We start from the raw sequence: 13,077 nt of genomic DNA, 5'->3' as shown, positions 1-13,077 counted from the left end.
CCATCATTCACGAGCTTTAGAGGTTTTATACGTCTCATAACTATTTGTCGAACGATTTCCCCCTTCGAAAATAAACCGAATTATGATTGATTGTTATGAAGGTTTTTATCCGTTTTTTAAGATCAAGAGTGTAAAAAAAAATAAATTGCATAAAGGGCCCATTCTGCCCTTTACGCAATCCAAATGAAAATACATTATGAACTTGCCTTTCTTTTTTCTTTCTTACGCCCTATTTTTGGATTTTTGTAGATTGGAATTGCTGACCATTTTGGTGTATTTCGCTTTACTTTAGCGACAACAACTGTCATATCATCTTCAATTGAGCCTTGTTCATCTCGAATTATTTTCTCTAGAATTAGGTCCGCTATTTCTTGAGGGTCATCTGTATTTATCTCTGTCAGTAGTCGTTTCATCCAAGCTTCCTTATTCTCAACATGTCTAGGGGCATCATAAATGCCATCACTCATCATAATGAGAAGATCGCCTGCTTTTAACTGTTCGCTGACAACATCAACTTCAAATTCTTGAATCATTCCCATAGGAAGATTGCTTGCCTCTACTTTACTGACTTGATTGCCCCGTTTAATAAAACTAGGAATCGAACCTATTTTCAAAAATCTAGTAGTTGCATCTTGAAGATCGATCATCGCTAAATCGAGGGTAGAAAAGATCTCATCTGTAGTACGTAACGACAGTACTGAATTAACGGACTTTATCGCTACTGTCTCTTCAATGCCCGATTGCAATACTTTTTGAAGCAGTTGCAAAGTTTCATTGCTTTCTAGATGAGCTCGTTCACCATTCCCCATTCCATCACTTATCGCTATGGCATATTTACCAGTCCCAAGCTCAATCGTAGAGTAACAATCACCTGAAACATAAGCTCCTCCTTTTGCAACATGCGCCACACCTGTATCTATAACAAATTGTTTCGCTGAACCAAAGGAAATATGACTATACCCATTTGGGTAAAAAGAAAATTCCTCTTTTTTGACGACAACAGTCTCTTTTACTAAATCCGATAACATCGGTGCAATGATTTTTTCCGCCTGCCCATGCTTATTATTTGCAGACAAACTCATTTCAATTTCAAGATTTCCCTTTTCAAGACTGTAAATATCGATATGGCCTATTTCTAGTCCTACTCCTCTTAGAGCTTCAAGCATTTGATCCTCTTGATAATGGTGAGCTTCTTTTTCCTTCTGTATTTCCTTTGCAAAATCACCCATCACACGTGATACACCCAATAGCTGATCAGCAACAAGCCTTCTACTTTCCATGACTTGTTTCTTAAGCTTTTGGTTCGCTTGATGTTGATTATGTTCTTGCTCAATTGCTTTAATGACTTTGTCTGGCTTTATACAATGCTTCTTCCATTCATTCATTAAAATTTGATCCTTAACTCCACCGTAATCTTCCGTTTGTGTCATGATTTTATGCATTGAGTCATATGTTTTAGAGAAGTTCTGAACCCAGCACCGCTCCTTCTTAAAGCACGTTTGGCATGTCTTTTCCGTAACATTGCTTAGGAAATAATCTACTTCTGTCTCATCATCTTCATTATTTGTTTGCATAATTGGTGTTTGAAAACTGTTGGACAAGGTTTGAAACAACGTGGAAAACTGCTCAACTCTTCCCGCCGTTAAATCTCTTATTTTCCTTAAATATTGCTGCTGTTCTTTTGAATACTCAACGGTTCCAGGTATATATCTTGCTAGATTACTAAAAACACTTTTCGGTGTTAAAAAGAAAATCAAAATCGCTAACATTGATTCCATTAATGTTACAGATACTTCTGTTGCACCTTCACCATATAAGCCAATTAATAAAGTACCGACTAAAAGCCCTATACCGACGCCCATTTTCTTCCCTTCTTTTAAGAGCCCTCCTAAAAGACCGGCAAATGCTAATAAACTCATTTGATATAAACTAGCAACACTCGCTAAACTTAGAATTAACCCTGTTACTACTCCAACTGTTGAACCTATTGCAGCACCTCCAACAAAGGCAAAAGCGATAACTAAGTATCGAGCTAATACATGTTCAACTGTCATATCATAAATCATCCAGCCAACCGTTCCAGTCATAACAGAGGCAAGTAAAATGATTAAACAAACGATCTCCTCATTACGGAGTGGTTGCTGTAGCTTCCGTGAGGTGACAATCGGAACACTTTGGACGAAAATCATTGTTAAAATAAAGCTTAAGCCTGCTTCTACTGTCGCCATCATTAAAGCATAGCTAGTAACGGTTCCTTCGCTAAAAAAGACAATTCCAAGTCGCGTTGTTATACTTGCACTAAATACGACATATGGCAATGCCTTTGCTAGATCATATACATATTTCTTTACAATTTTCTGGATAAGTACATATACAATTATCGCTGCAAAAACAAAAAGTATTTGACCATGATAACCCGTTGCCGCACCTGCAAGTAATGAAAGGGCCGCAATACCAGCTCGTTCCCGCTTCAACATATAAACCGCTGCCAAAAATGGTAAGATAAATGGTGTGAGCTCAGATAAGATCATCGCTCTCCCAAGTAAGAATCCGATGATGGCAATCATGAGTCCATATTGAAAAAATGCAACACGTGTTAATGACGAGACTTTTTCCATTCCCCTTTTTGTGAAGCTTGTCCATTTCGTCCGAAATGCAGATTGCTCCTCACCAGTCGCCGTCCATTCTTTTGCATACTTCTGAATCATCAACATCCACCACCCTAGTTTTATTCGGTGAGTTCATTATAAACAGAAGGACATACAGTTTTTGTCAAAATCACAAAGCACCTTGAAAGAAATGTTCGACTATATTCGTCTCTAATAGGTACCAATAGCTATAGAATGTAAAAAACAGCCGACATTCTCCTACTATTCATGGGGGATTATTGCATACTATGGTGAAAGTTGATGATGAAAAGTTGGAATAGATATAATTTTTTTGGGTAGAGGAATAGAAGGAGAAAATAAGTAAAAAAACTACTTTCAAATCAAAGTAGTTTTGTCATTATGTATGGTAGCGGCGGAGGGAGTCGAACCCACGACCTCACGGGTATGAACCGTACGCTCTAGCCAGCTGAGCTACACCGCCATAATAAATGCGACAAGAAATAATATACTACTTATTTCAAGTGGCGTCAATATGTTTTTACTATAAAAAAAGGCTAGACAATATGTCTAACCTTTTTTAGAATGCCTTCGTAATAGAACAGCAAGTTATCCTCGGCGAGCGCCTCGACCCCCACGTTTAGATTCTGTTTGACGCTTCAATGTAGAAATGCGCTCCTCACTGTCTTTTAAGAAGCGACTCATTTTGTCTTCAAAAGATAGAGACGGACGTGCTTGGTTAGGTCTCGCTCCACGACCACCGCCTTGTGGACGGTTCGGACGTTGCGAATTATTGTACGGGCGACTTGGACGATCTGGACGATCTGAACGTTCAGGTCTGCTAGGTCTAGCTGGTCTTTCTTGTACAGGACGATCTACAGCTTTACGAATTGAAAGACCGATCTTCCCATCATTCTCAACATTTACTACTTTAACCGTTACTTCGTCCCCAACCTTTAATATTTCGTTAATGTCCTTAACATAATTATCAGCGACTTCACTAATGTGTACAAGGCCTGTAGAACCACCCGGCAGCTCCACAAATGCACCAAAGTGAGTGATTCCAGTAACCTTACCCTGCAACTTGCTGCCTACTTCGATTGACATGAAAAAATAGATCCTCCTTAAGAAATCTCAAAAATGTTCGTTTTTATATTATTATACCCGAATCGGAAAAAAGGTGTCAATTTGACTGTGAATCAGGTAATTTAAACAATGTTTCACCAGGTTTAGTGAGATAGTAATCCCTTCTGGCAATCTCAGCGATATAGTCAAGATCATTGTAATTTTCAATGTCTTGTTGCAATCGTTTTTCCTCTAATTTCAACTGCTCTAATCGTTCCTCTAAAGCTTGCTTTTCTTCCTTTTTCCCCTCTAGAGAACTTGTTTGGGCATAAAGCGTCACAATGCTCGCACTTCCTAAAATTAAGATGATAATAGCCAATGCAACAAGCCTTCGAAACAATCCACGACGTTTTCTCTTTTCTCGCTCAAGTTCTTGTTCCCGTTGCTTAATATATGCTTTATCCATTTCTCTAACCCTAGAAGTTTGATTTGTGACCATCCTTTATCCCTCCTTATTCTTTCTTTTTCCTCATTGATTGAATGAATTCCTTTATTTTATTAAAAATGGGTTTATATTTATTTATAAGCTTGTCAATCCCTGTCCATTTAAATAAAAGAACACCTAACCACTTTACTGGTCTCCAAATGAGTTTAAACAAGAAAAGTAAGACGGTAAAACAAGCTGTTAATACCATCATACATAAGGAATAGAGGACTTTCAACAAGTACTTAATCGGGTTTATTAATAAAATGAAAATTAACTTTACGGTTACCCGATAGGTCTGAATAGTTCTAATAATTAAACGTTCTAGCAACTTTTGATAAAAGTTTTTAAACAACGCTTGATAAGCTGCATACCCACAAATGAGTGCCAAGAATATATAAAAGCGAATTTCTCCATTATTTGCCTGCATCAATACATAAAAGACGACTAGAGCCTGTACGAGCCAAAAGAGCACATCATTGCACGCAAGGAGCCAATTGAAGGAAGTTCTCTTCCGCGTAAAACGCCCATATGTATCAATAGCTGCACCAATATAGATTCCCATCGCAGCCATTGATACCATCGTATAAAATTGGACTGTCAGCGTCACTTAAATAACTTCCCAAAGAAACCCTTTGATTTATCTTGTTGGTTCTGATCTAGATAAATTAAATCAAACACTTTCCCTTCAATGGAGACGATTCCTTGCTCAACATTTAAATTTTTCATGTGCAAGTTTTGACCACGTACAGATAAAAAACCCATGACTGTCTCTAACAAAAACTCCTCATTATCAAAGCTCTCTACTTGTTTGACACCTGTAATATCTAAATGTCGCCTGCCTTTTAGGATAACATCGTGGTCGTTTGATTTTCTTTCACGCCCCATTGGCGTTCCAAATTCATAATGCTGATCCATCTTAAGTCCCTCCTCCATATGCTTTCATAGCAGTCTATGAAGGTTGGCCCTAAAATAGAACAAGCCTGGAAAGTTTGGCGTTTGTTAAGAGACCGGTGCTTCACTAACAATTGTATACATCGTTCCAGCTTCTTCCTTTCGAACAATGTCTTTCACTTCTTCAATTTTTACAGTGACCAACTTTTGTCCAAAACGAATAACTAACTCGTCACCAGCTTTTACAGCTGATCCAGCTTTGGCGACCTGACCATTAATGGTAATTCTTCCTTGATCACAAACTTCTTTTGCCAATGTTCGGCGTTTAATTAATCGTGAAACTTTCAAAAATTTATCTAAACGCATAAGTAACACCTCAACTTCTTTTTTCTTCCAGCTTAGCCCTTTCCCATATCTCGTCTAACTTCTCTAATGAAAGCTCAGTTAAAACTTTACCTTCTTCTCTTACCGTCTCTTCAATAAATTGAAAGCGTCTTTGAAACTTTCGGTTCGTACAAACGAGTGCTTCTTCTGCATCAATTTCATAATATCGAGCAAGATTTACCATTACAAAAAGGATATCGCCTAATTCTTTCTTCATATCTTCTTTATTTCCTGCTACAATTTCCTCTTTAAACTCTCCAATTTCCTCATTCAGCTTTTCCCACATTGGTTCGGCATCATTCCAATCAAAGCCAACCTTTGCCGCTTTCTTCTGTAATTTGAAAGCTTCCATTAATGCTGGTAATCCTTTTGGAATCGAAGCTAGAATAGATTGTTTCTCAGAGTTTCCTTTTTCCTGCTTCTTAATCTCGTCCCAATTTGTTACAACCTCATCAGCATCATTCACTGTGACTTCTCCAAACACATGTGGGTGCCTTCGAATCATCTTCTCTGTAATTGAAAAGATTACATCGCGAATCGTAAAATAACCTTCATCTTCCCCAATTTGTGAGTGCAGCATAATTTGTAAAAGAACATCACCAAGCTCTTCAATTAAATGATCGTCGTCGCCTTCATCAATAGCTTCAAGAACTTCGTAAACTTCTTCGATAAAGTATTTTTTCAACGATTGATGAGTTTGCTTTTGATCCCATGGACAACCGTTTGGTCCACGTAATGTCGCAATAACTTCACGTAACTTTGTAAATTCTCCATATAAAAGTTCTTGTTCTCGAACCGGTGGCACATATACAGCCGTTAAATTATTTAATGTTGTTACGCGATCAAGTTCATAGAGGGGTACTTTTGTCAATTGCTCCTTACTGGATCCTACTGCCGTTGCAATCGTCACTTCATAATCATCTGGCAGGCGCTCCATCAACGTTAATTTCACCTCAGAAGCAATCATCTCATCATACACTTGAACAATAATGATATGATGTTTTAATTCTAATTCATCGCGGTTAAAAGCTGTTCCATCAATGATTTGGCAACCCTCGATTGGATCAATTCGAAGGGAAGTATACATTTCATCAAGGAAACTTTGACCTCCTAAAAATGACAATTCTACTTCCTTACGTTCACTCGCTTCTACTAATAATTGAATCGTTCTTTCAGCAACAAACGGATGACCAGGGACTGCATAGGTGATCTCTTCTTGCTTTGACATTTCAATGATTTCAGCAACAATCGATTGATAGACCTCTTCGAATTGATCAAAGCTTTCATATGTCGCATCAAACGATTGGAAAGACACTCCTTCATGTTTTAACTCTGAAATGACCGGGTGATCTTCCGTTCGGACATATACCATTTTCTGTTTTAACAAATGACGGTATACACCTAATGGGAGCTGTTCGAGATCGCCCGCTCCTAACCCTACTATAATAACCCTCATTGTTTCACCTACCCTCTCAATAGAAAGAATCTTACTTTCGCTCTGATTTTATTTAACTTTGGAATCGAGCTCCATTCCTCTTCTGTAAAGATTGGAAGAAGAAATAAAAAAATGACTGTCACTAACCCGCCAACTGTTACAGAGGAAAGGGCAATAAATGTATCAGCTCCTCTAGTTCCATCTGCAAAACCGATCGTAACACCATACTTCCAAAGGAATACGACAACTGCCATTATTAGTAACAAACCACTAATTCGCATATAGGAAGTAAGCTTACCAAGATACAAGTGACTTGTCCTTTTAAAACTTAGTAATAAAAACACAACCATAACCAATGTAGCTAGAACGGTCGACCAAGCCGCTCCCAATGTACCATAAAATGGAATGAGAAAAATATTACTTATTACTTTTATCACAAATCCTAGAGCAACAGCAATAGCAGGTAAATAAGCATAGTTATAACCTTGTAATACTGCAGCCATCGTAGTAAAGGACGATAACAATAAGATAGCCATACTCATAACTGTTAAAACATCCGTACCTGCTGTATCTGTAAATAACATATGATTCGTTGGTTTAAGGATGATCATAAGTCCTACCGTTGCAGCACCACCTACTAAAAATGCTAAGCGGTATGAAAGACTCTGATAGCGCGAGGCTAGTTCTAATTCTCCTTCAATGAGTGCCTTTGATAACATTGGCACTAATGCTAAAGCAAGTGTGGTCGTAAGGATCGTACCTAACTGTATAAGAGGTTGACTTCGGTCATAGACTCCCTTCGTTTCAAAGGCAATAATCTGTTCAACCCCCATTGATTGCATTAATCTCACAACGGAAAAAGCATCAACTAATTGAAACAAGTTAACAAGCAATGCACTTAAGCAAATAAACAAACTCTGTTTGAATAAGTCTAGATTGCCTTTTATTAATTTAAAGAAATCTAGTTTAAAAGGGTGAATCAGTTGTCTTAACCATCGTGCTCTTGTAAGCAATAGTAAAATGATGACCCCAGCAGCTGCTCCTATAACGGACCCATAGGCGGCTCCCGATCCAATTTTATAGGCGTCTGACCCAGCTTGTACGAATAAGTATGTAAGACCTAGAATAAACAATACTCGAATGAATTGTTCCGCTACATGTGAAATAGCTGTAGGGATGAGGTTTCCCTCACCTTGATGAAAACCTCTCCCAACACTTAAAAAAGGCAATAACAAAACAATATAACTCATTGCCTTAATAGGAGACTCTAACCACATATCACCCATCATTGTCGCTATAACTTCAGCAAAGAAAAATAATAGAGCCCAAACAACAATTGAAAAAAACATTAACCCATAAAAGAATAAACTGAGAACTTGTTTAGCTTCTCGCTCCATTCCTCTAGCTAATAATTCTGCCCGCTGCTTTGACAAAACAACTGGAAAACCATACATAGCTAATACAATAACAATGCCGTAAAATGGATAAACTTGTTGATACACATAAAAGCCAAGATCGCCTGCCATATTCTGATACGGAATACGATAAGCAGCACTTAATATTTTTGCCACGATGGCAACCATTGAGAGAAGAGCTATCCCCTTAAGGATCTTACCCTTCTGTAAATTAGATACGTGCATGATAACAATACCCCTTACCTTTCCTTTAGATATCTTATCATAACTTCATCAACGTTTTATCGAATTAGCCATCAAATAACAAAAAGCCCGTCCTCCTAATTGAGGCGAGCCTTGTACTCTAAGTATATTATTGCTCCATTTGTCTTGCTAAGAAACTTGCTGCAGTTTCAGCTAGCTTTTGTTCAATGGTACCAGCCAATTCTTTTTCCTTACTAAAGATGACCACTGCTCCGATTGGATCGCCATTCGCAATGATTGGGGTCACAACGAACCCTTTTAATTCATCTGTATGGTCTCCAACCAAATTATACTCACCAGAGTTTGTTTCGAGTTTCGTCTTGCGTTCTTCTAGACATTTCTCAACAATTTCACCGACGCCTTTATTCGAATACTCTTTCTTAGAAGCTCCTGCAACAGCGATAAATGTATCACGGTCAGCAATGAGTACATAATGATTCAAACTATCATAAAGGGCTTCGGCGTACTCTTTTGCAAAATCACCTAACTCAGAAATAGGTGAATATTTCTTTAAGATCACTTCGCCATCACGATCGACAAAAATCTCAAGCGGATCTCCTTCACGGATTCGAAGTGTTCTTCTGATTTCCTTCGGGATAACAACCCGTCCTAAATCATCAATACGACGTACGATACCTGTAGCTTTCATACTGTATTGCCTCACTTTCTAATGATGTATTCACTTGATGGTAAGTGGTAAGAAAATAACCATTTCTTTTCTTAACTATAGTATCTTTATTAAAAAAAGAACTATTCACCAATCCATGAATTTGTTTTGTTAACTGAACAATCCAGTTCAACCTTTTATTAGAAAGTGAGGCTTTTAATCATTATTTTCGTCCCTTACGTAAAGATTCAACAATCTTTTCAATAAATGTTAATACTTGTTCATCACTTAATGTTTTTGTTTTAATGGCGAACTTTATTTTTTCACCTGATGTTCCAAGGATGACTTCACGGCCAAGTTTATGAGTCAACTCAAATAACTTAGCACCATCCATCAGTTGTGACGTTTCTGAACTTAAAATGAGGTCAACTTGATCTTTTGTTTCAATAATTTGCTCAACACGTTCTTGATTTGCTAACAATTTAATCGCTGTTAAACGAAGTAAAAAGTCAACTTGTTTTGGGTATTCTCCGAACCGATCAAACATTTCATCTTTTAAGTCTGTTAAATCTTCGACTGTCTCGGCCCCTTTAAACCTTTTATACATTTCAATTTTTTGTTTAGCATCTTGAATATACGTCTCTGGGATATAAGCATCGATTTTCACATCCATTTCCACTTGGAACGGCGGCTCTTTCGGCTTATCTCCTTTTCTCTCTTCAATGGCTTCTTTCAACATTTGTGAATAAAGGTCAAACCCTACAGATTCAATAAATCCATGCTGCTGTGCTCCTAATAAGTTTCCTGCACCACGAATCGTTAAGTCACGCATGGCAATCTTAAACCCTGAGCCAAGTTCTGTAAATTCCTTAATTGCCTGTAGACGCTTTTCTGCTACCTCTGTTAAAACCTTATCACGTTGGTACGTAAAGTAGGCATAAGCGACCCGATTTGATCGACCTACACGGCCACGTATTTGATATAGTTGAGATAGACCCATTTTATCTGCATCATAAATGATCAATGTATTGACGTTTGGAATATCAACACCTGTTTCGATAATTGTAGTAGTTACTAATACATCACTATTACCTTCTAAGAAGTCGAGCATGATCGTTTCTAATTCACGCTCGTTCATCTGTCCGTGTGCATATGTGATCCGCGCATCTGGAACGAGCATCGATAATTGCTCAGTCATTCGTTCAATATCTTCTACACGATTGTAAAGGAAATAAACTTGACCACCTCGTGTCATCTCACGCTCAATCGCCTCCCGGACAAGAGCCGCATTATACTCAACGACATAGGTTTGGACAGGAAAACGGTTTTCTGGAGGTGTTTCAATAACAGAGAGATCTCTTACTCCAAGCATCGACATATGCAACGTTCTAGGAATTGGTGTAGCTGTTAGTGTTAGTACATCAATATTTGATTTTAGTTGCTTAATCTTCTCTTTATGCGTTACACCAAACCGCTGTTCTTCATCGACAATCAACAAGCCTAAATCTTTAAAAACAACATCTTTTGAAAGCAATCGATGTGTACCTACAATGAGATCAACAGAACCCGCTTTTACTCCTTTTAACGTCTCCGTCTGTTCTTTTCTCGAACGGAATCTACTTAGAACACCAATATTAATTGGATGTTCAGTAAAGCGTTCTTTAATCGTTTCATAATGTTGTTGTGCCAATATAGTTGTTGGAACAAGGATTGCTACTTGCTTGCCATCCATAATCGCTTTAAATGCAGCACGTATTGCAACCTCTGTTTTTCCATAACCAACATCCCCACATAACAAACGATCCATTGGGCGAATTTGTTCCATATCTTTTTTAATTTCAGTGATCGCTCTAATTTGATCCTCGGTTTCTTGATAAGGGAATGAGGATTCAAACTCACCTTGTTGATTGCTATCCTTTGAGAAAGCAAATCCTTTACTCGCTTCGCGCTCGGCATAGAGCTTAATCAAGTCATCAGCAATATCCTCCACCGATGACTGAACTTTCTTTTTCACTTTCTTCCAATCATTTCCGCCAAGTGCATAAATTTTTGGATCTTTTTCTTCAGACCCAACATACTTTTGCACTTGATCAATCTGTTCTACCGGAACATATAGCTTATCATTACCAGCATAACGCAAATGCAAATAGTCTTTATGCAACCCGTTAATTTCGAGTGTTTCTACACCTAGGTACTTCCCAATCCCATGGTTTGTATGAACGATTAAATCGCCAACTTTAAGTTCTGAATAACTTTTGATCCGTTCAGCATTCGAGATCGCTTGCTTACGTTGCGGCCTCTTTGATTGTTTCTTGGCAAACACTTCTTCTTCTGTAACCACAACAAGTTTACTTGAAGCTAGCTCAAAGCCAGACTGCAAGTTTCCAACCATAATTTGAACTTGTCCGCCAACTAATTCTGTTGCTTGTTCAACAATGCGAGTATCAATTTCTTCATCCTCTAAATTAAGAGAAAGTCGTTTTGCACGTTCTTTTGACCCAGCTATAAACACGATAGCTTGGTTGCTCTTTGTCCATCTTTCAATTTCCGATTTTAGAAGCTGCATCTGTCCATGGAATTGTTGCATCGATTTACATGTAATACTAACAACATTTTCCGGATTCGTTGATGGAACATGCTTTAAGAACAAAGAAAGATAAATAATTGGACTTATCTTTGCTTTCATATGTTCAAATACCGGCACAGACATTGTCACATTATGAACAATTTCTCCTTGCTCAAGTAAAGCTGTATTCCATTCCGCTTCTTCTTTATCTAAATTATCAGCAATTTCTTTCACACGAGAAATTTCATCAATAATAATAACCGTGTCATCTGACAAATAAGACAATAAGGAATGATCACCCTCATAATAAAGTGACATATACTTATACATTCCTTGGAAGCCGGAATGTTGCTTTAATTGTCCTATTTCATAAGAAATATGCTGAGACAACTTTTCCTTTGATTGCTTTGCTTTCATCTTTTTCAAGGATGATGTTAACCCTTCTCCTAGTAAGCTTGCTGCCCTTTCATAGTGCTCCTTATGTAAAAGGACTTCTTGTGCTGGGCCAATAATGACTGACTTCCGTTCTTCCTTGGAACGTTGATTATCGACTTCAAAAGTCCGAATTGAATCAATTTCCGTATCAAAAAGTTCAATTCGTATTGGATCCTGTTCAGTGAGTGGATACACATCTATGATCCCTCCACGCACACTAATATCACCTGGAGAAGCAACCATATCGACCCTTTGAAATCCCATCATAATGACCTTCTGCAGAAACGAATCAATATTACCAATATCATTCCCTACTGTAAGATCGACTTGTGCATCTTTCCATACACTAATTGGAGGAAGCTGCCTTCGGACCCCAGCTAATGGCGCAATCACGATCCCATTAAATGATTGAACTAACTTATTTAAGACATCAATTCTCTGAGCCTTCATTTCAGGACTAGCTATTGCGATCTCAGCAGAAATTAATTCATTTACAGGATATAAAAGCACCTTCTCTTCCCCTAACAAACTTACAATATCATCATATAACTTTTGTGCTTGATATAAATTATGCGTAACGACAAGCATTGGTCTATTTATATCACGGTATAAAGATGACATGAATAATGTTCGTGCAGACCCTGTTAATCCTGATACAAGCTGCTCTTTCATATTCATTTCAAGACTATTTGAAAACGCTTTTATCTCTTCGTTTGAACGTAAGTATTGTTGCAATCCTAACATGTTGTTCCCCCTGTTAATTCTTCACCGATGTATTCAGTTGATAATCTATTTTGGACCATCTAATCCTCTTACCATCTATAAATATTCATTCACTCTTCTCTCTATTCTTGACTTAAGAACTAGATTCCTGCTTGTTTTCTGCACAACAAAAACAAACCCTACAAAGGGATTTTTGTCATGTATACCTGATTTTGACCTA

Annotated in this window: 10 protein-coding genes and 1 tRNA gene; all 11 read right to left on the bottom strand. The window is 37.8% G+C overall.

Features of this window, described 5'->3' with window-relative positions; genetic code table 11:
- Positions 1 to 194 precede the first annotated feature (194 nt).
- On the bottom strand, positions 195 to 2,708 hold the full coding sequence (gene spoIIE, locus BkAM31D_RS00375; protein ID WP_066159745.1) for a stage II sporulation protein E: 2,514 nt from the start codon (positions 2,706 to 2,708) through the stop codon (positions 195 to 197).
- Positions 2,709 to 3,013: 305 nt separating this feature from the next.
- Positions 3,014 to 3,090 (bottom strand) — tRNA-Met (locus BkAM31D_RS00370).
- Positions 3,091 to 3,215: 125 nt separating this feature from the next.
- A complete protein-coding gene (locus BkAM31D_RS00365) occupies positions 3,216 to 3,713 on the bottom strand; it encodes a S1 domain-containing RNA-binding protein (RefSeq protein ID WP_066159748.1) in 498 nt (165 codons plus the stop codon).
- Between the two features lie 76 nt (positions 3,714 to 3,789).
- Positions 3,790 to 4,170, bottom strand: a complete 381-nt coding sequence (locus BkAM31D_RS00360) for an FtsB family cell division protein (RefSeq protein WP_066159751.1) — start codon at positions 4,168 to 4,170, stop codon at positions 3,790 to 3,792.
- 13 nt (positions 4,171 to 4,183) lie between these two features.
- Positions 4,184 to 4,765, bottom strand: coding sequence for a spore cortex biosynthesis protein YabQ (gene yabQ, locus BkAM31D_RS00355; RefSeq protein ID WP_066159753.1), 582 nt, complete (start codon positions 4,763 to 4,765; stop codon positions 4,184 to 4,186).
- Complete coding sequence (yabP, locus tag BkAM31D_RS00350; protein WP_066159756.1) at positions 4,762 to 5,073, bottom strand: sporulation protein YabP; 312 nt, start codon at positions 5,071 to 5,073, stop codon at positions 4,762 to 4,764. Before yabP ends, yabQ begins: the two co-directional genes overlap by 4 nt.
- Before the next feature lie 84 nt (positions 5,074 to 5,157).
- Positions 5,158 to 5,415: an RNA-binding S4 domain-containing protein gene (locus BkAM31D_RS00345; protein ID WP_066159759.1), complete on the bottom strand. Its 258-nt coding sequence runs from the start codon at positions 5,413 to 5,415 to the stop codon at positions 5,158 to 5,160.
- Between the two features lie 10 nt (positions 5,416 to 5,425).
- The gene (gene yabN / locus BkAM31D_RS00340; protein ID WP_066159761.1) at positions 5,426 to 6,889 is read right to left on the bottom strand and encodes a bifunctional methyltransferase/pyrophosphohydrolase YabN; all 1,464 of its coding nucleotides are present in this window, start codon (positions 6,887 to 6,889) and stop codon (positions 5,426 to 5,428) included.
- A gap of 8 nt (positions 6,890 to 6,897) precedes the next feature.
- The gene (locus BkAM31D_RS00335) at positions 6,898 to 8,508 is read right to left on the bottom strand and encodes a putative polysaccharide biosynthesis protein (RefSeq protein WP_066159765.1); all 1,611 of its coding nucleotides are present in this window, start codon (positions 8,506 to 8,508) and stop codon (positions 6,898 to 6,900) included.
- A 127-nt stretch (positions 8,509 to 8,635) separates the two neighbouring features.
- Positions 8,636 to 9,175 (bottom strand): stage V sporulation protein T, encoded by a 540-nt coding sequence (spoVT, locus tag BkAM31D_RS00330; RefSeq protein ID WP_066159767.1) that lies wholly within the window; start codon positions 9,173 to 9,175, stop codon positions 8,636 to 8,638.
- A 181-nt stretch (positions 9,176 to 9,356) separates the two neighbouring features.
- Positions 9,357 to 12,878, bottom strand: coding sequence for a transcription-repair coupling factor (mfd, locus tag BkAM31D_RS00325; protein WP_066159770.1), 3,522 nt, complete (start codon positions 12,876 to 12,878; stop codon positions 9,357 to 9,359).
- Positions 12,879 to 13,077 lie beyond the last annotated feature (199 nt).

Source organism: Halalkalibacter krulwichiae (genome assembly GCF_002109385.1).
GTDB lineage: Bacteria > Bacillota > Bacilli > Bacillales > Bacillaceae_D > Halalkalibacter > Halalkalibacter krulwichiae.
Note: the sequence above shows the minus strand (reverse complement) of the source record. Positions and strands in the feature narration are given on the sequence as shown.